Genomic DNA, 25,748 nt, shown 5'->3' with positions numbered 1-25,748 from the left:
CGTCACACCATCCGATCTTCGACGGTCAGGCCGAATTCGCCGCGGCCGAACATGGCCAGCGCGCGCTCCACGTCGTTGATCACGTGCACGCTGCCCGCGTGCGCGTCGCGCCAATGCCGTTCGATCGCATTCGGTTTGCGGATCGAGTGGCCGCCGGAGTTGTCGAAGAGCAGCTCGATCGCCTGAATTGCCCGCTCGGTGCCGCGCACCTGGTCGCGGCGGGTGCGCAGGCGCACTTCGTCCGGAATCGGCTCGCCCGCTTCGGCATAGCGCAGCTGCTCGGAGATGTTGTGCTCCATCTGCAGAATCGCGGCGTCGATCTCGGAGGCGGCGCGGGCGACCCGGACGTGGGCGAAAGCGTCCTCGGCCACCTTCTGGCCGCCGTAGGACAGCCGGACCCGTTCCCGCATCCGCTCGATATGCGCTTCGTAGGCGCCCTGGGCGGCGCCGATGATCGGCGCGGTGATGGTGTTGGAGAAGACACCCGCGAACGGAATCTTGTACAGCGGAGCGGGATTCGCCTCCTGGCCCGGCCCGCGCAGCTGCGACTGCTCGGTCGCGCTGTAGGCGCGGTGGTGCGGCACGAACGCCTTCTCGATGACGATGTCGTTGCTGCCGGTGCCGGACAGGCCGACCACGTGCCAGACGTCGTCGATGACGTAGTCCGCGCACGGCACCAAGATCGTCAGATAGTCGCTGGGCCTGCCGTTCTCGTCGGGCGCCAGCGCGCCGAGGAACGCCCACTCGGCGTGATCGCAGCCGGAGGAGAAGCTCCACCGTCCGCTCACCTCGTAGCCGCCCTCGACCGGGGTCAGGATGCCCGTCGGCGCGTAGGACGAGGAGATGAGAGTGTCGGAGTCGGCGCCCCACACCTCCTCCTGAGCCTCCAGCGGGAACAGCGCGAGCTGCCACGGGTGCACGCCGAGCACCGAGGACACCCAGCCGGTGGACGGGCACGCCGAGGCGATCGCGCGGATCACCTCGTAGAAGGCCACGGGGGAGGACTCGTCACCGCCGAACCGGGCGGGCTGCAGCATCCGGAACACGCCTGCCTCGGTCAGCTCCCGGATGCTCTGCACCGGGACCCGCCGCTGCGCGTCGGTGTCCGCGGCGCGCTCGCGGATCGCCGGAAGCAGGTCACGGACCCGATCGAGCACCTTGTTGGTCATGACGGGTGTCCTCCTGTGTTTCGTCGGGCCGGGAACCGCGCGCGCGGCCCCCGCCATGGTGGTGACGCTAGGGCGGTCCACCCCGCGTCCGGTAGGTCAGTCCCGGTGATCGGAACCATGTGAGCTGGGATTTCCGGCGCTCAGCCGGCGGCGGTGCGGCCCGCGAGACGGCCGAAGAACGTGCCGTCACCGAGGGACGTGCCGCTGATGTAGCCCTCGCCGTGCAGGCCGGAGCTGGCGCGGCCCGCGGCGAGCAGCCCCGGGATCGGCGTGCCGTCGAGATCGAGCACCGCGCCGTCCACGGTGGTGTGCAGGCCGCCGAGGGTGAACACCGAGGCGCCGGTGCCGCGCCGGTCGCCGGTCTCCGCGGGCGGGCGCACCCCCGCGCGCACGTCGATGGCGGCCAGCGGAGCGGTCAGCGGACGCAGCCAGCGCGGCGCCTTGTGGAAATCGGGATCCACACCGCGCGAGGCGAATTCGTTGTACCTGGCGATGGTCGCGGCGAGCGCGCCGGGCGGGGTGCCGATCAGCTGCCCGAGCTCCTCGGCGGTCTCGGCGACGTGGGTGGGGCGCACGCCCCAGCGCTGCGGTTCCGGCACGGCCTCGTAGGCCTGTTCGTCGAGCACCACCCAGACGTCCATGTTGTCCTGCCGGAACAGGGCGGCCTGGCCGATGCGGCCCGGGTAGGTGTCCTCGTTGACGAAGCGCGCGCCGCGGCCGTTGACGACCATGCCGCGGGCCGCGAATCCGGGGATCAGCGCGATGCCTACCTGTCCCGCGGACATGTGGCGCACCGCCGCGCCCGCCGCCTGTGCCATCCGGATACCACTGCCGTCGTCGGTGCCCGCGCTGACCTTGGTGTGGTGCAGCAGGCGGGGCGCGTGGGCGGCCAGCATCCGGTCGTCGTCGACGAACCCGCCCGTGGTGAGCACGACGCCGCGCCGCGCGCGCACCGCGAACTCGCGGCCGTAGCGGCGCGCGGTGACGCCGGTGATCGTGCCGTCCTCGGCGCTGATCAGATTCGTCGCGTAGCTGTCGAATTGTGTTGTCACACCAGCGTGCTCGGCCGCCGCCGTGAGCACGTCCATGAGCAGCTTGCCGCCGAAATCGTTGGCGGCGGGCCGGTGTCCGCGCGGGGCGGGCGTCGCGAGTTCGGTGAACGGCCAGCTGTTCTCGCCGAGCCACATGAGTCCGTCGTCGGTGGGCGGTACCCAGGCGGGCGCGTCCCACAGGGTCGGCTGGAACGGCACACCGCGCGCCACCAGCCAGTGGAAATGCTCGACGCTGTCGGCGCAGTACCGCTCGATCTTGGCCTCGTCCGCGCCGGGGCCGAGCGCGGCACGCAGGAACGCCGCCATCTGCTCGGGGGTGTCGGTGAAACCGCACGCCTGTTGGATGGGTGTGCCGCCGCCGAGGTAGATCTCGCCGCCCGACATGGCCGAGGCGCCGCCCGGCCCGCCAGAGCGCTCCAGCACCAGCACCCGCGCGCCCGCCTGGGCCGCCTCGAAAGCCGCTGCCGCTCCGGCACATCCGTAGCCGACGACCAGAACCTCGGTGTCGATGTCGTAGGCGTCGACCTCCGCCGCGGGCCGCGGCGCGACCGAGCGGCGAGCGCCCAGAGTTTCGCTCATGCCCGGGCCTCGCTGACGCTCGGCTCCGGCATGCGCGATGCGCGCCGGCACACGATTCGCTCACTGCGTTCGCTCATGCCTGCGACAGTCGCCCCTCCGCGGGCGACCCGATACCGATCATCTCGGTAGCTGATTGCCACCTCCCGCTCAGTGGGACTGAACCGGCTGGTGCGGTCGCGTACTGGCAAAGGTGTGTGAACGACGTCACGTTTGTGGTGGCGCAGTGAGGAGAGGATATCGATGCGGGTCCTGATCACCGGAATCACCGAGCCGAGCGGTCGGGCGGTGGCGCGCATGCTGTTGGCCGCCGGGCACGACGTGGCCGGCCTGGACCGCCGGTGGCACCGCTTCGTCGACCCCCGCGTGCGGTTCACCGCGGGCGATCCGGCCGACGCCGCGGCCTGCGCCGAGGCCGTCGCGGGCTGCGACACCGTCGTCCACCTGGCAGGCCCGAGCGTCGGTGCGATGGCCACGGCGGCGCGGAATGCCGGTGCGCGCGTGGTGGTTCCGGTCGTGGCGGGGGCACGCTCGGCTGGCGTACCGGAATTCGAAGTCGCCGAACGGCTTCGGGAATCGGGCGCCGACCACCTGCTGGTGCGCACCGCGCAGGTCGCGGGCCGCCGGATCGGTCACGAGACCCGCCGTGCGCTCGAACCGATCCTCGGCGTCAAGTCCGGTGGTCGTTTCCAGCTGCTGCACAGCGACGACCTGGACCGCTTCCTCGTGGTGGCGGCGACCTCGCCCCGGATCGGCGTGGTCGAGCTGGCCGCACCGGGCGTGGTGACGACCGACGAAGTGCGCGCGCTGATGCGCGCGGCCGGGGTACGTTACTCCGCCTGGGTTCCGGGCTGGTCGGCGCGCCGCCCGCTGCTGAATTCCTCGGTGGCGCAGCAGGACTGGGGGTTCCGCTGCGGATGGACCGCGGCGGAGACGGCGGCCGATCTGGTGCGCGGCCTGGTCGGCCGCAAGCCGTCGGGCGGTTCCTTCCGTACGCGCAGTGGTGCGATCCCGTTGCCCGCGCACGTGATTCCCTCGCGCGCCGCCACCTCCGACCGGCACCGTCTGGTCGACGTCGCCCCCGAGGGGCTGGAGGGCGAGTTCGACGACCGCGTCGACCCGCGTTATCCGGTGCACACCGCCACCAACACCTCCGAGGCGCTGCCCGGTCCGATGACGCCGCTCACCATCGACCTGCACGCGGGTGCGATCCGGCTCGCCAACGAGGCGATGGGCACCATGATCGCGCTCGACGGAATCGCTTTGGAGCACTGGACGAGCCGGGTGACCACCGTGCTCGGCCACCACATCTACATCAACGCCTCGATCGGCGTGCTGGCCGCCGAGAACATGCCGGGTTGGGACGAGGAGAGCATCCGCCGCGACGCCTACGGCAACATCCCGGACGAGATTCCGCTACAGCCGCACGGGAAGCCGCCGATGCCGACGGGCCTGGCCAGCACCGCCGCCACTTGGCGCGCCACCTCCAGGGTCATCGCCACCGCCCGTCGTTTCGTCGCGACCGCGGAACTGATCAACGCCGCCTCGCACACCGAGGCGCTGACGGCCGAACAGATCGCGGCCCTCACCGACGAACAACTGCACGTGCGGGCGCTGCTCTGGCGCGACCGGCTGCACCAGGCCTGGCAGGCGGCCTCCATCGGAGTCATGATGACCGGCGCCGCCACCGCCGTGCACGCCCGCGGCAAGAACGCGGGCGAGGTCGCGATCGACCTGAACCGGCTGGAATCGGCGAAACCGATGCTCGCGGTGGAGCGTTTGGCCGCCCTCTGCCGCGCCGATTCGGCGCTGTTGGAGATCGCGGGCACGGGTGATGTGGCGGCGGCGCGGGCCGCCTCGCCCGCCTTCGCCGCCGCACTGGACGAGGAGCTCGCCAGGATCGGCCACCGCGGCCCCGGCGAATGCGAACTGATCAATCCGACCTTCGGCGACCGTCCCGCGCTGTTGGTGACCGCTGCCGCGCGGGCCGCCCAAATGCCCGTGCCGACGCGCGAACCCGTTCCGGCGAATACGAGCCGCACGGCGCGGATGGCGGCGGGCGCGACGGTCGCCAGGGAACGGGCCCGCGACGCCGTCGTGCGGATCACGCACTGCCTGCGCATGGCGGTGCGCGAGCGCGCCGACCGGCTGATCCGAGCCGGTCTGCTGCGCGAGACCGACGACGCCTGCTACCTCAGCCTGGACGAGATCTTCTGCCTCCCCGCGGATGCGGCCGAGCGGGTGGGCTGCCGCCGCGCCGAGCGCAAACGCCTGCGGGACATCCGGATGCCCGATGTCGTTGCCGGACAGTGGGAACCGGTCGCCGATGCGGGCGCGCTGGCCGCCGACGAGAGTCTCACCGGTATCGGCGTGTGCCCCGGCGTGGTGGAAGGCACCGTGAAGCTGGTGCTCTCGCTCGACGACGACATCGAACCCGGCGACATTCTGGTCGCCTCGGTGACCGACACCGGGCACACCGCGATGTTCGCCTACGCCGCCGCCGTGGTCACCGACATCGGCGGCTCGGCCTCGCACGCCGCCATCGTGGCGCGCGAATTCGGCATCCCCTGCGTCGTGGACACCAAGACCGCCACCACCAGCCTGTCCGACGGACAGCGGGTGCGCGTGGACGGGGCCGCCGGCACCGTCACGCTGCTCGCCGACTGATCGTGAAAACCTCCGTCCCAGGATCGAAAGGAACACTCCCTGTGACCATTTCACGCGCCATGCGCGGCCTCGTCGCGGCCTCTGCCGCGGTACTCCTCGGCGTCCTGCCGGTCACCGTCGCGCCCGCTCTCGCGGGCCCGGCGGTCCCGGTCCTCGAATCGCCGGGCAAGGCCGACCGGCCGATGGGCTTGGCGCACGCGCCCAACGCCCGCGACATCGGCGGCTACCCGGCCAAGGGCGGCAGCCGCGTCGCCAGCGGTGTCGTCTACCGCACCGACGCGCTCGCCAAGCTCGACGCAGGCGAACAGCAGAAGCTGGTGGAGCTGGGCATCACTCAGGTCATCGACTTCCGCAGCCCTATCGAGGCGGGCCGCGATCCCGACAAGATCCCGTCCGGCGTGCGGCGCACCGAGCTGCCGGTGTACGACCCGGCCAACGACTTCTTCGTCATGGTCTCCCGGCTCATCCAGGCCGGTCCCGAGGAGCAGCAGCGGGTGCTGGGCGACGGCAAGGGCGCCGAGATCATGCGCACCTACTACCGCTGGTTCGTCACCGACCCGACTGCTCGCGGCCAGTTCGCCTCGGCGTTCCGCGAGATCGCGGGCGCTCAGGGCGCGGTGCTCTACCACTGCACCGCGGGTAAGGACCGCACCGGCTGGATGACCGCCATCCTCATGAGCGCCCTCGACGTCCCGAAGGGCCAGATCTACAACGACTTCCTGGAGTCCAACGACAATCTCGCCGCGGGCAACAAGGCGCTGCTCGACGCCCTCGTCCAGCAGGGCCTCGTGCAGGACCGCGCGCTCTGGGAGCCCATCGTCGGCGTGCAGCGCGACTTCCTCGACGCCGCTTTCGACCAGGTCCAGCAGTCCTACGGTTCCTTCGACCGCTTCCTGTCCGAGGGCCTCGGCATCGACGCGGCGACCCTGGACGCGGTGAAGGCGAAGCTGCTCACCAAGCACTGAGCCGCGCCCAGTTCGACAGCGCCGCCGCCCCTCGGCATGGGCGGCGGCGCTGTCGTTCACTCCGCGTCGTCGAGCAGATGGCGAGGGGCGGCCTGCCGCCACGAGTCCAGCACGATCGCCTCGAGTTCGTCCCGGTCGTCCAGCGCCGCGAGCCGCACCCGGACCCACGGATTGTTCGCCTCGTGCGCCGCGATCCAGAACTTCTCCGGCTCCGCCACCACCAGCTCGTCCCGATCGATCGCCGGGCACCGCACCGCCATCGATGTCTCGTTCTCGGGCAATGTCAGGAACAACTTCCCGGCCACCCGGAAAATCGGCATCCCCCAAGCGAACTGCTCGTTCGTCTCCGCCAACGACAAGGCATAGGCACGGACATCGTCCCCGGTGGTACTCATGTCCCGAATCCTTCCAGGCGCTACCGACGCCCGGCGGAACGGTTCGCCTTCTGGGTGCGGAGAGAAGCCGGTCGGGAGTGACGCCGCGGAGGGTGCGTAGGTCTACCGGCCGCCGGAGGCTGCCGCGGTGGATTCTCGGACGGGGTCGGCTTCGGGGGCCGCTTCGTCGGGTGCGTTCGTCGGCATTGGAGAACGAGGCTCGGACTCCGGGCTCCATACCTCCACGCCGCGTCGATCGGCGATTGTTCGAGCCATGATCTGGAACTGGCGGTATATATCGGGCGCCGAGAACTCCTTGCGGACTTCGACGATCCAGAATCCGTAACTGTTCCAGGCCGCGATCATGGTCCCGCCCCCGAACTGTTCGATGACCTCTAGGTCGAGGATGCCGGTGTTGACACCGGTGCCGAGCATCTCGAGGTAGTTGAGGTACCCGCGGACTGCGGCGTCTTTTGCCGGGTCGTTCTTGGTTTCCGCGAGGATGCGCCGAATGGATTCACGATCCCGGTCGGGTGGCAGCTCTCTTCTATGATGTTCGCGGCGCTCGAGCGTAGTCATATAGAACTGCATGCTCGCCTCTTTGCGCTGCTGGGCCCATTCCTCTTTCCTGGTGACCTCGGCAGCGGAAGCATTGTGCACGCCCTGCCTGACCTGCATGCCGAGGAATAGCAGTGCCGCGATATTGACTATGACTGCCACAGCCGCGATGGTCGATGAAATCATTTCGAATGCCGACACCGTCAACCCCTGCGATGGACGTAGTGCTTGATTTCGCCACGCACCGTGTGACGACCCCGATCGCCGCACCGTGCCCGCGTGAACGATCCGAGTATGGACCGCGCGAACTCCGTTGTCTCGCAAGGACGGCAATGGGCTTCGATCCCGTGGAATCTCGCGTCGGCACGCGGATCATCGAAGAGCCGACAGTGTACGAAACCGAAAAATAATCATCGGAGGACTCGGGGTCGAGTGCGGGCCGGGAAACGTGGCGGTTCGTCCCTGATCTCGGTACCCGTACACAGCTGTTCGGACCGGCCGGTATGGCCGGTCCGAACAGTCGGATCAATGATCGATGGCTTGCCTTATCCGACGCGCGCCGCTTCGCGAGCCAGGATGCGTTCGCGTTGTTCTTCGAACCGGATGACGTCGCGTCCGAGTTTCTCGATGTACTCGGCGAGTTCTTCGCGGCTGCGTTCGCCGCGTGCGGTGAAGTCGGTGCGGTGGAAGACGTTCCAGATGCGCAGGATCGGCATGACGACCTCGTCCAGGTGCTGCCGCAGGTCGTAGATCCCGTGCTTGACCATCAACACGCCATTGCGTCGCCAGTTCGGCATGCCGGCGCCCGGCATGGCGAAGTACTTCACGATGGGCGTCACCGACTCGATCGTCTGGTCGGGAGCGATGTCGAACGCGGCGGCCGCGACGTTGCGATAGAACATCATGTGCAGGTTCTCGTCCGCCGCGATCCGTTGCAGCAGCCGGTCGGCGATCGGGTCTTCGCAGACCCGTCCCGTGCTGCGGTGGCTGACCCGGGTGGCCAGCTCCTGGAACGTCACGTACGCGACCTGATCACACACACCGCCGAAGCCCGGCGGGGTATGCACACCGCGGGTCATGTGCACCATCCGGTCGTTCTCCAAGGCGACGGGATCGACCGCGCGGGTGCAGACGAGGTAATCGCGCATGGCGATGGAGTGGCGGTTCTCCTCGGCGGTCCAGCGGCCCACCCAGGTGCCCCACGCGCCGTCCTGCGAGAAGTTCTCGGCGATCACGCGGTGGTAGGACGGCAGGTTGTCCTCGGTGAGCAGGTTCGTGATCATCGCGACCTTGGCGACCTCCGAGAGCCGCGACTGCTCGGGATGCCAATCCTCGCCGCCCATCGCGGCGAAGTTGCGGCCCTCGTCCCAGGGCACGTAGTCGTGCGGACACCATTCCTTGGCGGTGGACAGATGCCGGTCGATATTGGTCGCGACGACCGGCTCCAGCTCCCGCAAAAGCTCTAGTTGCGTCAAGTCTCCAGACATGCAGCGCCTTTCGATTCGGTGGAAAAACCACGGAACGTACCGCTCGCTGTTCACGCATCACTGACTGTGCGACCTCGCCGCACCCACACCCTAGACCAGCGCGTTCGATTCGGCGTGCATCATCAGGTCGATTCACCTGCTGGTTGTCCGGGACTCGGCCGTCGCGACGAAGGTATGCCGTCGGGCGGACGCGACGAGTCCACTGTCCGGGCGAAGTGACCCGACGGCGCCGGGGAGGACGAAGCGGACACTTCGGACGTAGTCGTGGTCGGCTGCGCCGTGGCGAAATTCGGTGGTTCTGCGCTAGCCCTCGTTCGGAACGGGAGAAGACCTCGGTCGGTGGATGTCTGCCGGGTCAGCGATTGCCGGGCGCGGCGTCGCGACGGAATCAGGCGATCGCGCGCCGTTTACGCTCGGCGTATTCGCTTCCGCACCCAACCGGGGCGCCGAATCATGCTCTGGGCCCGCCGATTTCGATCCAGTAGCGGCACGCGGGCCCGAGATCGGTGTCCCGGATGCTCTCCAGCACGCCACCGTGCCGTTCGATCGTCTTCGCCGAGGCGATGTTGTCGGCCGCGCAGATGGCCAGTATCCGGCTCATGCCGAGCACCCGGGCTTCGTCGAGCATCCGGCCGAGCGCCCAGGTCGCGACCCCGCGGCGGCGCGCGGAGGGCCGGATGCCGTAGCCGATATGGCCCGTCCGCTCGACGACTTCGTCGGACCCGTGCCGGAGCGCGATACCGCCGAGTACCCGGTCGCCGTCGACGATCCACCGATAGACGGTGCGCACGGGGACGACCTTTGCCGGGTCCGGTGCGCCGGACAACCGCGCGACCCAGGCCGCGAACCCCTCGAGCGAGCCGACCTGGTCGGACAACCGCAGGCCGAAACCGTCCTCGTGGACACCGGGCCCCCACTCCTGGTGCGCCTCGAGCCAGGCGGCGTGCAGGCGTGTGGTGGGCGCAATCAGCTCGGGCATAGCGCGAACGATACTCAGGCGTCCGACTGTGCTCGGTAGCTTCGGGCGATGAGCGCCGAGCGCAGGTGCCACATTCCGTTGGCGGGTGCGGTGTCCAGGCCGGTCAGCTGGGCGATGCGCTCGAGACGGAGGTCGACGGTATTGGGGTGCACGTGGAGCGCGCGTGCGGTGCGTCGCCGGTCGAAGCCGTGGGCCACGTAGCAGTAGAGGGTGGTGAGCAGTTCCGGGTGTTCGTCGAGCGGGTCGAGCAGCGCGGCGAGGAATCGCGGCCCGGCCCCGGCCGGGTCAGCTGGTATTCGAGCGCCAGATCCGGGAAGCGGTGCAGCGCGCCGGTGACGCCGAGGCGTTGCGCCATGTCGAGCAGGTTGTGCGTGTGCTCGGCGCGGGCCGGGATGTCGGCGACGGGCGCGCGGACGACGACGCCGCCGCGCGTCGCCGTCGGGTGCTGCGGTATCGCGGATCGGCCGAGATCTGCCCTGCTCGAGGGCATCGGACCGGCTCAGCCGTAGAGCGCGTCCCTGGCGCGGGCGTAGCTGTCGCGGATGATGCGGCCGGTGGCGGCGTCGTCCGCGGAGACGGGGATTTCGGCGGCGGTGCGGGTCGGCCAGCGCGGGGGAGCGGCGGTGCCCGCGAGGGCCCAGGCAGCTTGGCGGGCCGCGCCGAGGGCGACGTATTCCTCGGGTTCGGGAACGGTGACCGGGTGGCCGACGATCTGCGCGGCGATCTCCCGGACGAGGGCGGAGCGGGCGGCGCCGCCGATGAGCAGGATGCGGCGTGGGCTGATGCCGGTGGCCACGAGGCGGTCGAGGGCGTCGGCCAGATTGCACAGCATGCCTTCGTAGGCGGTGCGCGCGAGGTGCCCGGGGAGCATGGTGCGCGGGCACAGGCCGTGCAAGCTGCCCGTGGCGTGCGGCAGGTTGGGGGTGCGCTCGCCGGTGAGGTACGGGAGCAGCACCAATCCGTCCGCACCCGGAGGAGCCTGGGCGGCAAGGGCTTCCAGGCCGGGAAGATCGACGCCGAGGAGTTGCGCGGCGGAGCTCAGCACTCGTGCCGCGTTGAGCGTGCAGACCAGCGGGAGGAACGCGCCGGTCGCGTCGGCGAACCCGGCGATGGCGCCGGACGGGTCGGCGCTGGGGGCGCCCGCACACGCGTAGGCGGTGCCACTGGTGCCGAGCGACAGCACGACGTCGCCGGGTTCGAGGCCCAATCCCAATGCGGCCGCGGCATTGTCGCCGGTGCCTGCCGCGACCAGCGCGCCCGTCGCGGTGCGGCCCGCGGCTTCGGCGGGCGCGAGTACCCGCGGCAGCTGCGGGGTACGTCCGCGAAAAGCCAGCGCTACCAAGTCTTCTCGGTAGCGTCCCTGGGCGGGGGACCAGTAACCGGTGCCGGAGGCGTCGCCACGGTCGGTGACGGGTTCGGCGTCGGGGCCGCGCAACCGCCAGGTCAGGTAGTCGTGGGGCAGCAGGATCCGCCGGGTACGGTCCGCCAATCGGGGTTCGTGATCGGCGAACCAGCGCAGCTTGGCGACGGTGAACGAGGCGACCGGCACGCTGCCCACCGCGTCGGCCCACCGCTGCGGGCCGCCGAGCTCGCCGACGAGTTCCTCGGCCGCCGACGCGGAGCGCGTGTCGTGCCACAGCAGCGCGTCCCGGACCGGCGCGCCGTCGGCGTCCAGCGCGACCATGCCGTGTTGCTGCGCGCCGACCGCGATCGCGTCGACCCGATCGAGCAGCCCGTCGCCCGCGGCATGGAGCGCGTCCCACCAGGCCTCGGCGGGCACCGACGTGCCGTCGGGATGCGGGGCCGTGGCTCGCTCCAGCACCGTGCCGGTCGCCGCGTCGCAGACGACGATCTTGCACGACTGGGTGGAGCTGTCCACCCCGGCCACCCGCGTCATCCGGACCGATCCGGCCGGATCTGGATCTTGCGGCCCGCCCGCGCGCGGAATGCCTCGAACGCGTCGCCGAATTCTCCGAGCGCGAAACTGTGGGTGATCATGGTGTCGGCGTCGATCACGCCTTTACCCATCAACTCCACCGCCCGCCCGAAGCTGTGCAACACCGCCATGGAGCCGACGATGGTGATCTCGTCGTTGTAGACGCGGAACGGGGAGATGGCGGCGGTCGCCGCGCCGGGCGCGACGCCGAACTGCTGATACACCCCGCCGCGCCGGACCCTGGTCACGCCGTCCTCGATCGCGGCGATCGCGCCGGTGCAGTCGATGACGACCTCCCATCCGTGCGGGCGATCGAAGTCGTCTGCGTCGGTGCCGACCGCGTCGGCGCCGAGCTTCTCGGCCACCGCCAGCCGCGCGGTATCGAGATCCACGACCGACACCGAGGCCGCGCCCGCCACCCGCGCCAACTGCAACATCAGCAGGCCCATGGTGCCCGCGCCGTAGAGCAGATAGTGCGAGCCGAGCGCGCGGGGGAGCACGTCGAAGGCGTGCACCGCGCACGACAGTGGCTCGACCAGCGCGCCGTGACTCAGCGAGACCGCGTCCGGCAGACGGTGGCAGTTGGCGGCCGGGACAGCGACGTACTCGGCCATCGCGCCGTCCACGGTGTCGCCGATCGCGCCCCAGCGCTCGCACAGATTGCCGCGGCCGATCGCGCAGTAGTGGCACGCGCCGCAGAACAGCGACGGATCCACCGCGACCCGATCACCGACCGCGACGCCGACCACCTCGTGGCCGACGGCGACCACCTCGCCCGCGAATTCGTGTCCCGGCACGATCGGATACGGCGTCGGGGGGAATTCGCCGTCCATGATGTGCGCGTCGGTGCCGCAGATGCCGACCGCGGCGACACGCACCACCACCGCGCCCGGACCCGGCGACGGGTCCGGCACGGTCTGCACGGAACAACGACCTGGCGTCTCGATGACCACCGCGAGCATCCATCTACCATGCACCCGGACCGGCGTGCGGCGGTGCATTTCGAGTATTCGCGGCCACGATCGGGCAGACTGACCCGGTGCGTGCGGACCCCAGTCGACCAGCCGGTGACCTCGATTCGACGGCGGCGCCCGCCGAACGCGGCGCCGCCGAGCAGCCGTTCCTGGAGATGGCCAGGGGGGAACGGGAGTGGATCCGGGCCCGTCGCCTGTCCGACGGCATGTACGAACTCCAGCACCGCCGCGGCGACGACCCGCGGCGCTTCGAGGTGTTCACCTCCGATCACTGCCTGGTGCGTGACGTGCTGTGCGCTTGGCTGGACGACGCGTCGGGCTGGTCGGAGGGCGTGGTGTGGTCGCCGGTCGATCCGGCGATCGAGGAGCTGGAGCGGGTGCGCAGCGAATTGTCCGGGCTGCTGGGCGGTTTGACGATGCTCGACGATCTCGGGGCGGGGTTGGACCTGGCGCTGGCGCGCGCCGACGAGCTGATGGACGGACTCGACGCCGCCGCGCCGGAGCTGCCCGGTCAGCCCTGATACCACCAGGCGGTGGTGGCGATCTCGGCGCGTTCCAGCGGAAGGTAGGTGCCCGGATCGGACCAGCCGAGCGCCTGCACGGTGACGCGCAGTTCGCTGTGGAAGCAGATCGGGTCGCGCACATGCCAGCGGTACATGCCGAACCGCTGCTCGGCCTCGTAGCACCGGTCCGGCGGAAGTACTTGGGGCAGGCCGAGATACGGCGTCGAGTAGGTCCGGTACCGGCCGTCCATGTCGAAGTTCCACGCGCCGCCGAAGTAGTCCTCGGTGCCGGTGCCGCAGATGCTCGGGTGCTCGGTGTCGCCGTCGAGGTAGAACTTCAGCTCGCCCTCGCCCCACCACCCGGGATCGCCCGGTCGGAGGGCGAGATAGGTCCCCACATAGCGGCCGCGTCCGGCGACGCCGTCGAGGATGGTGTGCACCGCCGGGCTGCCCAACGGCGCGCTGCGCCGCCACTGGGTGTGCAGGTAGCCTGCCTCCTCCGGCACGTCCTCTTCGGTGTAGGTGATCTGGTAGTACACCGGCACGGCGCGGTCGGCGCCGTTGTGCAGCGCGATCCGCGCCGTCTGCCGAAAAGGCATGGGCCAGTAGCTGTTCAGTCCGCCCGCCGGGGCTACCACCACCATCTCCGAGTTCACCAGCGCGAGCTCGTCCCAGGCGTTGCAGAAGAAATCGCCCAGCGGCAGGCGCACGGCGGCCCGCGGCGCGTCGTCCCAGTGCATGCGCAGGGTCAGTTCGCGCAGCGCGGTGCGGTCGGTCGTCAGCCAGAAGTGCCGGATCACGCCGGGGCCCGCGATGTCGGCCAGGGTGGCGGTGGCGCCGGGCTCCAAGTGGATGGACGGCGAGACCTTCCATCCTGGGCCGAGGTGGCGAGCGGCATGAGCGCCGGTGCCCTCCGTGGCGCGGGCTCCCGCGCCGGGCGCACCGGTGGGGTTCTCGGCGCTGATCGACCGGGTACGGGCGGCGTCGAGCCGCCACAGTTCCTGTGGCGACCCGGCCGCGGTCACAGCCCCGGCCAGCCGTACTGCGCGGGCCCGCGGGCCGGTCCCGCGAGGCGCGCCGCGCCCACCGGAGCCGCGGCGACCGGCTCGGCCTGCGGCGCGGTTCCGCCCTGCGCGGCCAGTTCTCTGCGGACCTCGTCCATGTCCAGCCAGAGCACACGCTGCACGACCTCCTCCAGATCGGCGGCGGGCAGGAAACCCGGCTGGTTGAACACCAGCAGGCCCTCGCGGAAGGCCATCAGCGTCGGGAAACGGTCGACCTGGGCCGTCGCCGTCAAAGCCTCTTCGGCCTCGGTGTCGACCTTGCCGTGCACGATGTCGGGGTGCTGATCGGAGGACGCCTCGTACACGGGCGCGAAGTGGCGGCACGGCCCGCACCAGCCCGCCCACCAATCGATCAGCACGATGTGGTTGCTGCTGACGACTTGGTGAAAGTTGTGTTGGGTCAAGGTCACTGTGGGCAATGCGGGTCCTCCCTGCCGGTGTTGCCTCAAGCATCCTGGCACGACGCTCCGGGATCAGGAAGGCGGGTGTGCCCTGTGTTGTTCGGCGGCCAGGAAATGCGCGATCTGGGCGGTGGCGGTGTAGAGCTCGCGATAGCGCCGGTAGTACGGCTCGTAAGCGGCGGTGCGGGCCGGATCGGGGACGACGGTGTCGGCCACCGGATTCCACGCCGAGGTGTCCAGACCGGCCGCGGTGGCGGCGAGCATGGCGTCGCCGAGGCAGGCCCCGATCGTGTCGGCGGGTAGCTGCTGGGGCAGTCCGGTGACCTCGGAGACGATCCGCGTCCACAGTCCGCCCTTGGTGCCGCCGCCGACGGCGACCAGCCGCCTGGCCTGCCCGCCCGCCTCGGTCATCGCCTCCAGGTTGTGCCGGACGCCGTAGGCGATCGATTCCAGCGCCGCTCGGTACAGCTCGGCGCGGCCGTGGCGCAGTGTCAGTCCCGCGATCACGCCCCGGGCGTCGGGATCGAACAGCGGCGTGCGCTCGCCCGCGAAGTAGGGCAGCGCGAGCAGGCCCCGGCTGCCCGCGGGCACCGCGGCGGCCTCGGTCACCAGCTCGGTGTAGTCGCCGCCGACCAGATCGCGCAGCCATTCGGTCACCGCGCCGGAGGTGGCCATTCCCGCGGCGAGAGTGTAAGTGCCGGGCCAGGTTCCGCAGGTGCCCCAGAGGCCGGGATGCGGGACGGGCTCGGTCAGCACCTGCACCAGGAACAGGGTGGTGCCGTACATGATCATGGCGTCGCCCGGCGCGCGCACCCCGACGCTCTCGGCTTCGGCCCAGGCGTCGATGGTTCCGGTGGTCACCGGTAGGCCCGCGGGAAGTCCCGTCGTCGCCGCCGCGGTCGCGCTCACCCGCCCGACGATCTCGGTGGGCCAGGCGAGATCGGGCAGCGTCAGCCACGACGCCACCGCCTCGGCCCAGTCCGCTGCCCACGCCCGCTTGCGCAGATCGTAGAGCGGCACGCACTGACTGGCGGATTGGTGGTCGAGCACGTACCGGCCCGTGAGCCGGTGCACCAGAAAGGAACTCGCCATCAGCAGCAGGTCGGTGCGGGCGGCGACCTGCGGTTCGTGCCGGGCCAGCCAGCGCAGTTTGGGCCCCACCGCTTGACTCGTCAGCGGCGAGCCCGCGCGCTCCAGCACGTTGTCCGCGCCGAATTCCGCGTTCAGTTCCGCGATTTCGAGGGTAGCGCGGGTGTCGACGCCGTAGAGGATGGCCGGGCGCAGTGGATTGCCGGCGCCGTCGGCGGGCAGCAGGCACGGCCCGATGCCGGAGACCGCGAGCCCGTCGATCCCTTCGCCGTCGGCCGCCGCCACCAGATCCGCGGTGATGGCGGCGAATTCCGACCACCACACCGTCTCCGCGTCGTGCTCCACCCACCCCGGGCGTGGAGTCGAGACGGCGTGGGCGCGTTCGGATCTCGCGACGACCGTGCCGTCCGCGCGCACCAGCACACCCTTGGAAGCCGAGGTGCCGATATCGACGCCGAGGAACATCGGCTCACCGCCGTTCCGCGCGACCGCGCGTCATCGCGGATCGCCGGACGGGACGCGGGAGAACTCGTCGAGCGTGATGCCGAGCAGGTCGCAGGTCGCGCGCACCGCGGCGCGGTGGTCGCCGGGGACGGCGTGAATGTGATTGGCGCCGAAGCGGGACAGGAAATCCTCGGCGCGCGCGTCGAGCCGGGCGAACGCGTGCGGCCACTCTCTGGTGGACTGTTTCATCAGCGATGCGTTGGTCTGCTCGTCGTAGGTCTCGAAATCGCCGAGCATCAGCTGCATCCGGTAGTCGCGGTCCTTGCGGGTCAGCCGCGCCAGGGTCATCGTGCCCGGCGCGGCGAGATGGTGCACCGAGGCGCCGCCCGCGGGGAAGAAGAACACCTCCGGGTACAGGTGCACCCTGGCGAGGTTCTCCGCCGGATCGGCGCTGCGGGCGGCGAACCAGGTCGCGTGCTGGCCCGAATTGCACAGATCCCAGATGTCGCGGTCGGCGTGGTAGTGCCGGACGTCGGCGAACAGCACCGGGGTGCCCGCGAGGTGTTTGAGCAGCTGCATGGTGAGCGCGCCATCCATGTCGGCCTCGGTGGCGCAGACGTGGGTGTCCTTGGGCCCGTTCCAGTCGTAGGGGTCGTTGAGGAACGCCTCGGTGACGTCCATGGTCGCGAAATACTGGGTGAGTTCCGGCTGGCCCTTGATGCCGGAGAAGTCCAGCCGCCACAGCGCGATCAGCTCGCGCATCGCCAGATAGGAGCGGATCTGGCGCTCGAGCAGCTCCGGGGTGAGTTTGGCGCCGTCGTAGTGCACCGTGGCGTGGCGCTCCAGCCACTCCCGCGCGGCCTTCGCCTCACCGGCGTCGGCGCTCTCGGCCCGCCGCACGATCTCCCACTGGTCGATCTCCTCGACGTCGATGCCGAACAACCGCTGCCACTGATCGGTGTTCGCGACGGCGGTGTTCATGCCCATCGGCCGCCCGCCGATGCGTCCGAAAGTGCTGCCGCGCAACGCCGAGACGGCCGCGGCCGCGGTGGCCCGCACCCCGATCGCCTCGATCAGCGCGGCATCCGCTGGATCGCCCCACAGCCGGGTGTGCGCGCGGCCGATCTGGTCCAGCGCGCCGCCCGCGGCGAGCATCCCCACCATGCCGGGCTGCACCGGATCGATGTTCGACAGCAACAGCAGCGGTCCGGGAATCGCGCCCGCGGCGAGCATGCTGAAGTGCGGGAACGCCCAGACCGCGTAGTGCAGCACGGTGAGATCGACGCCCGCCGCGGACACCTCGCGCGCCACCGATCCGGCCAGCGCGTTGTCGCTGATGATCTCCGTGCCGCGCACCACCTCGTGCCCCGCCGCCGTCAGGGCGTCGACGAGGCGGTCCTCGGTGGTCCGGATGAAGTCCGCGATGCCGGTGTGCACATAGTCGCGGCCGTCGGAAACACTGATCACGCCGATACGGGCCATGCCGTTACCTCCCCGCGGTGGGTGGGCGGATAGTCGACTCGCTCAACAGATACCAGGCCACCCAGCCGAATCGGCCTCTTTCGGCGAATCGGAGCCGGGATCGTCACCGAGCGGGGAGCCTGCGCGGCGCGTCTCGGTCAGCGCGGCACGGCGACGCCCGCGGGCGGCGGCGGGAACGTCAGCGGCGCGAGATGCACACCGCCCTGCCCCCATCCGGCGCTGGTGACCCACCAGCGACCCGCGTCGCGGACGACCTCGGCGGCGTGCGCGGCCACGTGGCCGATCTTGTCACCGATGCGGAAGCGAAAAGGGTTGTCGCTGCGGAAGACATCGGTGCCGACGTAGCCGGGCCGCGGACCGACGAACAGGTACCAGCGGTCTTCGTGCCGCACCACGAACGGCGACTCCGTGTTGCCCGCCTCGGTGCCGATCGTCGGATCGGCGTAGGCGATGTGCCGCTCGCCCCAGTGCCACAGGTCGGTGCCGAGCCGGTAGGCGACGACGTGATGACCGCCCGCGGGCGTGCCGGTCGCGCAGTAGTACATCGCCCACTTCTCGCCGATGCGCAGCACCATCGGATCGCGGGCGTCGTAGCCGTCGCGGAACAGCGGCCCGCCCGGCGCGCGCTCCCAGTGGGCCAGGTCGGTGGAGGTGGCCAGATTGATCGCCGCCCTGGTCCGGTCGGCGCCGCCCGCGGCGTAGTACATGAAATACGTTGCGCCGGAACGGATCACGTATGGCGCCCAGAGGTGGGTTTCGCCGTGGTAGCCGGGATCGACCCGGAGCGCGGGCTCCCGTTTGGTCCATGGACCGTGCAGGTCCGGCGCGGTGGCGTGCGCGAACTCGATCTCGTGGAACGGATCGGCGGGTTCGCGGTGGGTGATACCGAACAGGTGCCAGCCGCCGTCCCGGTCCTGGACGATCGTGTGGTCGTTGATGTACCACGGGTGTGCCTCGCCCGCGCTGGGGTCGTAGATCCTGGTGAACCGGCCCGCTCGCACCACTTCGCGCGTCGCCATATGACCATGATCCCGCCGCGCGGGCCGCGGCGGGCCGGGTTGGCCCGAGCCGCGGACCGCGCGGAACCAGCGAGCGGTCAGTTCTCGACGAGCACCCGGCGCAGATCCGCCAGCTCACGGTCACCGAGGCCGTGCGCGCGCAGCCAACCCTCCGCGCCGCCGTGGTCGGCCCGGAGCCGTTCGAGGAACGCGATCATCACATCGGGTTGCACCGCCAGGATCCCGGTGCGCACCGGGGGCAGCCCGTGATACGACGGCAGCGCGTCGAGGCGGGCGCGGACCCGCGCCATCCGCTCGCCGGACAGGGCGTAGTCCGCCGCGATCACCTCCGCGGGCACGCCGACGGCGTCCAGCAGCACCGCGGCCAGGACGCCGGTGCGGTCCTTGCCCGCGGCGCAGTGGAAGACCACCGAATGCCGATCGGTGTCGGTGATCAGCCGCGCGGCGGCGAGCACGGATGCGACGCTGCCGTCGAGGAGTTCGCGGTAGAGCGACACCAGGTCGTAGTGCTTGGCGTCGGGTACGAGATCGGCGGGGGTGACGGTGGTCGCCGCCGCCTTGCGCACGGGCAGGTTGACCAGCCGGACGTCGGCGCCGGTGAGCAGGCCATAGCCTTCCCGCTCGACCTCGTCGGGGTTGCGCAGGTCGATCAGGGTGCGCAGACCCACCCGGCCGGTCAGCAGGACCAGATCGTCCTCGGTCAGGTGCTGCGGGGTGCTGGCGCGGTACACCGCGCCGAAGCGGGTGACGCCGCCACCGGGCACGGGCAGCCCGCCGAGGTCGCGAACGTTGTCGATCTCGGCGAACTCGACCCATCGCCGCGGGGAACTGTCGGTGTGCATGGCGTCAGTGGGCCCGGCCCGCCGCGGCCTCGTCGGCGCGATTGAGCCCGCACAGGCCGATGAGATCTTCGTGCAGCTCGAACCACACGGTGTGGTAGCTGTCCATGATCGGACGCGCCACCCAGGTGTGATCGCCGCCGTCGATGCGCTCCACCGCGCGTTCGAGGCGGCCCGCGTAGCGCGACAACCGCGGCGCGATCTCGCCGATCCGGCGCACCAGCGGCGCGACCTGGCCGTGCGCGGCGCGCAGCCGGTCCAGCACCGCGGTGTCGTAGGCGATGTCGGCGTGGTCGTTGACGGTCGCGGCGTCCTTCATCTGCCAGGCGGTGATGATCTCCTTGAGTTCGGCGTTGTACACGCAGAATTCGTCGTAGGCCGCCGCGATCACGGTGGCATCCACCGTTTCGCGCTCCGCGGTGAGCAGGCGGGCGAGCTCGCCGCGGCCCTCGGGTGTGAGCCGCACGCCGACCGGGGTGGCCGCGCACAGTCCGCGGACGACGAGATCCGCACAGGCGGTCTCGGCCGCAGCGTCCGCGAGGCTGTCGGCCACGGCGTCGGGGTTGACCCGGCCCTTGATGCCGATCAGGCGGAGCAGGTCGAGGTCGGAGGCGGGGAGGTGAACGGGGGTGGCGTGCTGCTGCGTCCGGCCGTCGCGCGGGGTGGTGTGCGGCAGAGCGTGATCGGACGCAGGCGAGGTCCCTGCTGTCATTCGTCCATTCTCGGTCGAATGCGTTGCCGAAGAGGGGTTTTCGGCGTCGGCGGACCGTTCGGCGAGCAGGCCGACCAGTTCGTCAGGAGCCACCGCGGCCCAGCGGGCGAGCTGCGCCACGTCCTCGATCACGCTCTGCTCCACGGCCTTTCCGGTGATCTCGCCCAGCCACACCGCGCCCGCGCCACCGTCCACGGTGACCACGCGTCCGGCGAGCGCCGCCACCACGCCAGGGCCGCAGCCGACCACGCACGGCCTGCCCAGTTCCCGGCTCACCAGCGCGGCATGCGAAGTGGCGCCGCCGAGTTCGGTGACGATGGCCCGCGCCGCGATCATGCCGTGCAGATCGTCGGGGCTGGTGGTCGGCCGTGCGAGAACAACGTCTTCGCCTGCCGCGGCGCGGGTTTCGGCCTCGTCGGGATCGGTGACGACGACGCCGGAGGCCAGGCCGGGGCAGGCCGACTCGCCGCGGGCCAGCGGCGGCCGATCGGTCTCCGCGCCGGAGGCCGGTCGCAGCACCGTGCGCACCTGCTCGGCGTCGACGCGGCGCAGCGCCGTCGCCGGATCGATGAGCCCTTCGCTCGCCATGGCGACCGCGGCGCGCACCGCGGCGCGGGCCGAGCGCTTCGCGGGCCGCGATTGCAGCAGCCAGAGCCTGCCGGATTCCACGGTGAATTCGATGTCCTGAATGTCGCGGCCGTCGCGTTCCAGCAGGTCGGCGGCGGCGAGCAGCTGCTCGTGCACGTCGGGCATGGTGACCGCGAGCTCGTCGAGCGGGCGCGGGGTGGTGCGGCCGGAGACCACGTCCTCACCCTGACCGCCGACCAGCCATTCGCCGAACACGACGCGCTCGCCGGTGTTCGGGTTGCGGCTGAACAGCACGCCGGTGCCGGAGAGCGCGTCGAGATTGCCGAACACCATGGCCTGCACCGTCACCGCGGTGCCGAGGTCGTCGGAGACGCCGCGGCTGCGGCGATAGGTCTTGGCCCGCGCGGAATCCCAGGACCGGAAGACCGCGGCGACCGCGCCGCGCAGCTGCTCCCACGGGTCGCTCGGGACCGCGCCCTGCGGGTCGCCGAGCACGATCTCGCGGTACTGCGAGCGGAATCGGCGGTGGGTGTCCGCGGCATACCCCGGGTTGCGCGTCTCGGCGGCGAGCGCCCGCTCCACCTCGTCGTTGATGCCGAGGTTGAGGACGGTGTCCATCATGCCGGGCATGCTCACCGCGGCGCCGGAACGCACCGACACCAGCAGCGGGCGCTGGGCGTCGCCGAAGCGTCGCCCGGTGCCGCGCTCCAGCGCCGCGACGCCTGCCCGCACCTGGAGCCAGATCTCCTCGCTCAGCGCACCCCGCGCGCGGAAGTCGGCCCAGCCCTCGGTGGTGACGGCGAACGCGGGCGGCACCGGCAGGCCGAGCGCCCGCATGTGGTCGACGCTCCATGCCTTGCCGCCGATGCGGTCACGGCCCAGCGCGCAGGTGCCGTCGAGTTCGGCAACGGACGGTGCGGTGCTCTCCAGGGCGGCGCGTTCGGGTCGCTCCACGGGCTCCACTCCGATCGTCATGTCACTCCTTCGGGTTCACGTTCTCGACTCACCACCGCGGTCGGCGGGGACGCGGGCCGACGACCGGCGTGCCCGATGAACGGCACACCGGCGTGCCGGGCGAATGGCACAGCATCGACGCGCCTTTCAGCCTGCCCGTGCGCGTCGGAGGTGCGTACCCGTCGTCCCGTTCAGCAGGACGAGCGCCGCTCTCGGTGAGCCGAACCCGCCGCGCGTCGTCCGCCGGCTCGGGGCGCGCGCTCCACGTAGTCCCCGCGAAAACGATCTCGCCACCGTGCTTGCCGCCTCGGGCCCCAGGTCGATGACCCAGTCGGCCCGTTCGACCACCTCGAGGTCGTGCTCGATGACGATCACCGTATTGCCGCCGTCCACGTGCACCCTGGCGCCGATGATCTCCATGGTCTCTGCGTTCACCGGCGCCACGGTAGGCGGCAATGAGGACGGTTCCGGTCCTCATTGCCCTACCGCGACAAAGACGACGCCGAGTCACGCAGGCTGGCGAGCCGCACAGCCTGGTGTCGGCCGGGCGCCGGTGGTACTTCGTCGCCTGGGACGTCGACCGCGCTGATTGGCGCACCTTCCGCGTCGATCGCATCGCGTCCCCGCTGCCCATCGGCCTCCGCTGCCCGCCGCGAGACCTGCCCGCCGCCTTCGTCATCCGCTCGCTCGCCCTGGCTCGCCCGGTCCAGCACGTCGAATTACTCGTGCACGCCTCCGCCGCCGAGCTCGCCGACCGCTTCCGGGTCCGCACCGCCGAAGTCCAGCCCCTCGACGAGAACACCTGCCTGCTGCGCACCACCGCGGACTCCCTGGAATGGACCGCCCTGCGCATCGCCCACCTCGACCTCCCCTTCGAAGTCCGCGACCCGCCGGAGATGGCCGACCACCTGCGCACCCTCGCCGCCAAACTCCTGCGCGCCGCAGGCGATCCGGCCTAAGTCGTGTCCTGTAATGGGTTGGAGCTGTTTCTTTCTCGGTTGTCGAAGCTGCTGCGTGCCGCGCTGATAGCGGGGGCTGCGATCCTGGCCCAGTCGGTCAGCGCTTCGAGCGGTTCTCGGATGTCTTCGACCAGTTGCGTGGTGGCGTATTCGACGCGGGGTGGTGAGTCCGGATGGACGGTGCGGGTGACAAGTCCGTTGCGTTCCAGATCAGCGGGTACACCAGAGCTCTCGTCTCCGATTTCACGGTGATATCGGTCGATCCGCTGGGTCTGGGCGACAGTGACGCGCCCACGCGTGCCGAGGACTATCGACTGGAACGCCGAGTGGAGTCGGTGACGGCCGTTCTCGATGACGTGGGTGTCGACCGTGCCGCGTTCTGGGGATACTCGCTCGGCGCCATGACCGGGTACGCGGTCGCCTCCCACGCACCGGAGCGGTTGACGTGCCTGGTGGCGGGCGGTTTCGATCCCGTCGGCGGATTCCGGTCCGCGGTCGAGCCCACCCTCGCCGAACTGGGTCTGCCGCCGGACACCGATGCCTACCCGGTAATGGAGCAGGCCGCCGCTGCCGATCCGTACCAGGCCGCATTGATCGCGTCCGGCGTGCGAGATGCGTTCCGCGCCAATTACGCGATGTTCTCTCGTGAACCCGGCCTGCATATCGGCGTTGCCACAGCCGGGATACCGGTACTCATGTACGCCGGTACGGCCGATCCCTGGCACGAGCCGATGCGAGAATTCGCCGAGCGCACCGACGAGGCGCGCTTCTTCTCCGTCGCCGACGCCGACCACCAAGGCTGCTGGGACCGCTCCCGCGACGTGCTCCCGCCCGTGGCCGAGTTCCTGTCCAGCGCGAAATCATCCGGTGTGGGCCGCTGCTGATATGAATGATCCACGGGCACAACGTTTTCGATGTGCTTCACAGCGCGGGGTGGAAGTCGATGTCACGGTGTGTGCCGGGCGGGCGTTGTTCGGCGAGAGGGTAGAGCCAGCGGACGCACGCGTGGATCGGCTCGAGGTCGGGCAGTTCGATGGGGTGGCCGTCGTCGTCGAAGATCATGCCCAGCAAGTGGAATCGGCCGTCGGGGAGACCGAGGGCGGCGGCTTGGTCGGCGGACAGGTCGACCCGGGTGACGCTGTGGCGCGTCACCCGGAGCGCTTCGACGACGGCGGGCCGCACGGTGGTGTCGAGCGCGGTGACGACCGCGCGGAAGCGACAACCGCGCAGCCGCCACAGTTCCCACTCACCGGCGCGCACCCTGGCGGCGCGCGCGGGCAACCGATGGGGCACTTCGATTACGTAGAGTTCCCCGATTCGGACATCCTGAGCACGCACAATTCCAGCTTGCCACCGGTTGCCGCGCCCGTAACGCCCTGTTTGCTCAGTTGACCTCGTTCTTCATCTGAGCCGTGATGATTCGCTGATAGCCGGACCCGAAGAGGCGGGGGAGCAGATCGATGACGCGGGCGTCTGCGCCGACGAGGATCTTGGCCTTGTCCTTCTGGATGCCGCGCAGGATGATCTTCGCCGCGGCCTCGGGGGTGGTCTTGGCGAGCCGATCGAAGTTGGCGGCCAGGGCATCGCGGTCACGGTCGCCGCCCGCGCGGGCCTTCCATGCGATCTCGGTCTTCACCATGCCCGGGTGCACACTGCTCACCCCGACCGGGTGTCCGGCGATCTTCATCTCCTGGCGCAGCGCGTCGGTGAAGCCGCGGATACCGAATTTCGTTGCGTTGTAGGCGCCTTGGCTCGGGCAGGCGGCCAGGCCGAACATACTGGAGACATTGGCGATGTGGCCGTCACCGGAGGCGATTACCTGCGGCAGGAACGCCTTGGTGCCGTGCATGACGCCCCAGAAGTTGATGTTCACGATCCATTCGAAGTCCTCCCAGCTGAGTTCCTCGACGGTGGCCGTCAGCGAGACGCCCGCGTTGTTGACCAGCAGGTTGGCCGGACCGAATTCGGCCTGCACTTCCTCCGCGTGCGCGTAGAACGCGGCGCGGTCGGTGACGTCGAGCTTGTAGGCGCGCGCCTTCGCCCCCTCCCGCTCGCACAGCGCGGCGGTCTCGCTGACATTGGCCAGGTCGCGCCCGGACAGCGCGAGACGCGCACCGTTGCGCGCCAATTCGAGCGCGAGCGCCCGCCCGATCCCCGCACCGGCGCCGGTGATGACGGCGACCTTGTCCTGGAAGTTCTTCACAGCAGTTGTCCTCGTGTCATTTGGTCGTGAAGCCGCCGTCGGCGACGAATTCCGCGCCGGTGCAGTACGCCGACTCGTCGGAGATCAGGAACAGCACCACGTTGGCCAGCTCGTCGGGCGTGGCGGCGCGGGGCAGCGGCTGATCGTGCACCATCGAGTTCGAGCGATCCGACGCGGCGGTCATCTCGGTGGCGACGACGCCGGGATGCACCGAGTTGACCCGGATTCCGTCCGCCCCGAACTCCTGCGCCGCCGCCTTGCTCATGCCGCGCACCGCCCATTTGGACGCGACGTAGCCGAGGATGTTGGAGAAGGCGATGATGCCGCCGATGGAGGAGATGTTCACGATGGAGCCGCCGCCCGCCCGGCGCATCGATGGCACAACGGCTTTCATGCCGAGGAACACGCCCACCTGGTTGACGTCGATCACCTTGCGGTAGTCCGCTTCGGCGAGCTTCTCGATCGGGTCGACGTGCACGATGCCCGCGTTGTTGACCAGGCCCCAGACGGGGCCGAAGGCCCGCTCGGCCTCGGCGACCACCGACTGCCAAGCGCTTTCGTCGGTCACGTCCAGCGGCAGGAACAGCCCCCGCTCGCCCAGTTCGGCGGCGACCGCCTTGCCCTCCTCGGCGAGCACGTCGGTGATCACCACCGACGCGCCCTGGCTCGCGAGCTTGCGCGCGAACGCCGCGCCCATGCCCCGCGCCCCGCCGGTCACGATGACCGTCTTACCGCTGACTCTGTCCATGTCGTG

The 25,748-nt window shown here is 70.4% G+C and carries 25 protein-coding genes and 1 pseudogene; 5 read left to right on the top strand and 21 right to left on the bottom strand.

Features of this window, described 5'->3' with window-relative positions; all coding sequences use genetic code 11:
* Positions 1-2: 2 nt before the first annotated feature.
* Positions 3-1,169: a 3-hydroxy-9,10-secoandrosta-1,3,5(10)-triene-9,17-dione monooxygenase oxygenase subunit gene (gene hsaA, locus AC3EO7_RS06150; RefSeq protein WP_431972335.1), complete on the bottom strand. Its 1,167-nt coding sequence runs from the start codon at positions 1,167-1,169 to the stop codon at positions 3-5.
* 140 nt (positions 1,170-1,309) lie between these two features.
* The gene (locus AC3EO7_RS06145) at positions 1,310-2,800 is read right to left on the bottom strand and encodes an FAD-dependent oxidoreductase (protein WP_435590655.1); all 1,491 of its coding nucleotides are present in this window, start codon (positions 2,798-2,800) and stop codon (positions 1,310-1,312) included.
* A gap of 240 nt (positions 2,801-3,040) precedes the next feature.
* Here AC3EO7_RS06145 and AC3EO7_RS06140 point away from each other — a divergent pair, with 240 nt between their 5' ends.
* Both AC3EO7_RS06140 and AC3EO7_RS06135 read left to right on the top strand, forming a co-directional pair.
* Complete coding sequence (locus AC3EO7_RS06140; protein ID WP_435590654.1) at positions 3,041-5,464, top strand: PEP-utilizing enzyme; 2,424 nt, start codon at positions 3,041-3,043, stop codon at positions 5,462-5,464.
* 41 nt (positions 5,465-5,505) lie between these two features.
* A complete protein-coding gene (locus AC3EO7_RS06135) occupies positions 5,506-6,429 on the top strand; it encodes a tyrosine-protein phosphatase (protein ID WP_431972332.1) in 924 nt (307 codons plus the stop codon).
* 56 nt (positions 6,430-6,485) lie between these two features.
* Here AC3EO7_RS06135 and AC3EO7_RS06130 read toward each other — a convergent pair whose 3' ends face one another.
* The 7 genes from AC3EO7_RS06130 to AC3EO7_RS06100 form a co-directional block, all read right to left on the bottom strand.
* Positions 6,486-6,824 (bottom strand): MmcQ/YjbR family DNA-binding protein, encoded by a 339-nt coding sequence (locus tag AC3EO7_RS06130; protein ID WP_431972331.1) that lies wholly within the window; start codon positions 6,822-6,824, stop codon positions 6,486-6,488.
* Between the two features lie 102 nt (positions 6,825-6,926).
* On the bottom strand, positions 6,927-7,562 hold the full coding sequence (locus AC3EO7_RS06125; RefSeq protein WP_431972330.1) for a DUF4760 domain-containing protein: 636 nt from the start codon (positions 7,560-7,562) through the stop codon (positions 6,927-6,929).
* Positions 7,563-7,906: 344 nt separating this feature from the next.
* The gene (locus tag AC3EO7_RS06120; protein WP_431972329.1) at positions 7,907-8,848 is read right to left on the bottom strand and encodes an acyl-ACP desaturase; all 942 of its coding nucleotides are present in this window, start codon (positions 8,846-8,848) and stop codon (positions 7,907-7,909) included.
* A 451-nt stretch (positions 8,849-9,299) separates the two neighbouring features.
* Positions 9,300-9,827, bottom strand: a complete 528-nt coding sequence (locus AC3EO7_RS06115; protein WP_431972328.1) for a GNAT family N-acetyltransferase — start codon at positions 9,825-9,827, stop codon at positions 9,300-9,302.
* 14 nt (positions 9,828-9,841) lie between these two features.
* Positions 9,842-10,024 carry a helix-turn-helix domain-containing protein gene (locus AC3EO7_RS06110; RefSeq protein ID WP_431972327.1) on the bottom strand — a complete coding sequence of 61 codons (183 nt, stop codon included), beginning with the start codon at positions 10,022-10,024 and terminating at the stop codon, positions 9,842-9,844.
* 302 nt (positions 10,025-10,326) lie between these two features.
* A complete protein-coding gene (gene xylB, locus AC3EO7_RS06105) occupies positions 10,327-11,724 on the bottom strand; it encodes a xylulokinase (RefSeq protein WP_435590653.1) in 1,398 nt (465 codons plus the stop codon).
* Positions 11,721-12,725: a zinc-dependent alcohol dehydrogenase family protein gene (locus tag AC3EO7_RS06100; protein WP_435590652.1), complete on the bottom strand. Its 1,005-nt coding sequence runs from the start codon at positions 12,723-12,725 to the stop codon at positions 11,721-11,723. The genes xylB and AC3EO7_RS06100 overlap by 4 nt, the downstream gene beginning before the upstream one ends.
* 77 nt (positions 12,726-12,802) lie before the next feature.
* On the opposite strand from AC3EO7_RS06100, the gene AC3EO7_RS06095 reads away from it, so the two are divergent.
* Complete coding sequence (locus tag AC3EO7_RS06095) at positions 12,803-13,258, top strand: hypothetical protein (protein WP_431972324.1); 456 nt, start codon at positions 12,803-12,805, stop codon at positions 13,256-13,258.
* Here AC3EO7_RS06095 and AC3EO7_RS06090 read toward each other — a convergent pair.
* From AC3EO7_RS06090 to AC3EO7_RS06055, 8 genes and pseudogenes are all read right to left on the bottom strand, one after another.
* Positions 13,249-14,265 carry a glycoside hydrolase family 172 protein gene (locus AC3EO7_RS06090; protein ID WP_435590651.1) on the bottom strand — a complete coding sequence of 339 codons (1,017 nt, stop codon included), beginning with the start codon at positions 14,263-14,265 and terminating at the stop codon, positions 13,249-13,251. The genes AC3EO7_RS06095 and AC3EO7_RS06090 overlap by 10 nt on opposite strands.
* A gap of 104 nt (positions 14,266-14,369) precedes the next feature.
* Positions 14,370-14,723: pseudogene (locus AC3EO7_RS06085) on the bottom strand (thioredoxin family protein); the annotation flags it as partial.
* A gap of 54 nt (positions 14,724-14,777) precedes the next feature.
* Positions 14,778-16,259, bottom strand: a complete 1,482-nt coding sequence (locus AC3EO7_RS06080; RefSeq protein ID WP_435590650.1) for an FGGY-family carbohydrate kinase — start codon at positions 16,257-16,259, stop codon at positions 14,778-14,780.
* 30 nt (positions 16,260-16,289) lie between these two features.
* Positions 16,290-17,720 (bottom strand): L-fucose/L-arabinose isomerase family protein, encoded by a 1,431-nt coding sequence (locus AC3EO7_RS06075; RefSeq protein WP_435590649.1) that lies wholly within the window; start codon positions 17,718-17,720, stop codon positions 16,290-16,292.
* Between the two features lie 137 nt (positions 17,721-17,857).
* A complete protein-coding gene (locus AC3EO7_RS06070; RefSeq protein ID WP_431972320.1) occupies positions 17,858-18,739 on the bottom strand; it encodes a glycosyl hydrolase family 32 in 882 nt (293 codons plus the stop codon).
* A 77-nt stretch (positions 18,740-18,816) separates the two neighbouring features.
* Positions 18,817-19,581: a tyrosine-protein phosphatase gene (locus AC3EO7_RS06065; RefSeq protein ID WP_435590648.1), complete on the bottom strand. Its 765-nt coding sequence runs from the start codon at positions 19,579-19,581 to the stop codon at positions 18,817-18,819.
* Positions 19,582-19,585: 4 nt separating this feature from the next.
* A complete protein-coding gene (locus AC3EO7_RS06060; RefSeq protein WP_431972318.1) occupies positions 19,586-21,853 on the bottom strand; it encodes a pyruvate, phosphate dikinase in 2,268 nt (755 codons plus the stop codon).
* 126 nt (positions 21,854-21,979) lie between these two features.
* Positions 21,980-22,267 carry a hypothetical protein gene (locus tag AC3EO7_RS06055; RefSeq protein ID WP_435590647.1) on the bottom strand — a complete coding sequence of 96 codons (288 nt, stop codon included), beginning with the start codon at positions 22,265-22,267 and terminating at the stop codon, positions 21,980-21,982.
* Between the two features lie 20 nt (positions 22,268-22,287).
* Between AC3EO7_RS06055 and AC3EO7_RS06050 the strand changes: the two genes are divergently transcribed.
* Positions 22,288-22,791, top strand: a complete 504-nt coding sequence (locus AC3EO7_RS06050; RefSeq protein ID WP_435590646.1) for a WYL domain-containing protein — start codon at positions 22,288-22,290, stop codon at positions 22,789-22,791.
* On the opposite strand, the gene AC3EO7_RS06045 is transcribed toward AC3EO7_RS06050, so the two are convergent.
* Entirely contained in the window at positions 22,788-23,000 is a 213-nt protein-coding gene (locus AC3EO7_RS06045; protein ID WP_431972365.1) for a winged helix-turn-helix transcriptional regulator, read from the bottom strand. The genes AC3EO7_RS06050 and AC3EO7_RS06045 overlap by 4 nt on opposite strands.
* Here AC3EO7_RS06045 and AC3EO7_RS06040 point away from each other — a divergent pair.
* Positions 22,965-23,675, top strand: coding sequence for an alpha/beta fold hydrolase (locus AC3EO7_RS06040; protein WP_431972316.1), 711 nt, complete (start codon positions 22,965-22,967; stop codon positions 23,673-23,675). The genes AC3EO7_RS06045 and AC3EO7_RS06040 overlap by 36 nt on opposite strands.
* Before the next feature lie 37 nt (positions 23,676-23,712).
* Here AC3EO7_RS06040 and AC3EO7_RS06035 read toward each other — a convergent pair whose 3' ends face one another.
* From AC3EO7_RS06035 to AC3EO7_RS06025, 3 genes are all read right to left on the bottom strand, one after another.
* On the bottom strand, positions 23,713-24,084 hold the full coding sequence (locus AC3EO7_RS06035) for a hypothetical protein (RefSeq protein WP_431972315.1): 372 nt from the start codon (positions 24,082-24,084) through the stop codon (positions 23,713-23,715).
* A gap of 91 nt (positions 24,085-24,175) precedes the next feature.
* Complete coding sequence (locus tag AC3EO7_RS06030; protein WP_435590645.1) at positions 24,176-24,994, bottom strand: SDR family NAD(P)-dependent oxidoreductase; 819 nt, start codon at positions 24,992-24,994, stop codon at positions 24,176-24,178.
* A 16-nt stretch (positions 24,995-25,010) separates the two neighbouring features.
* On the bottom strand, positions 25,011-25,742 hold the full coding sequence (locus AC3EO7_RS06025; RefSeq protein WP_431972313.1) for a glucose 1-dehydrogenase: 732 nt from the start codon (positions 25,740-25,742) through the stop codon (positions 25,011-25,013).
* Positions 25,743-25,748 lie beyond the last annotated feature (6 nt).

The organism is Nocardia sp. bgisy118 (assembly GCF_057708605.1).
The sequence above is the reverse complement of the archived record's forward strand: the minus strand, read 5'-3'. Positions and strand labels throughout refer to the sequence as shown.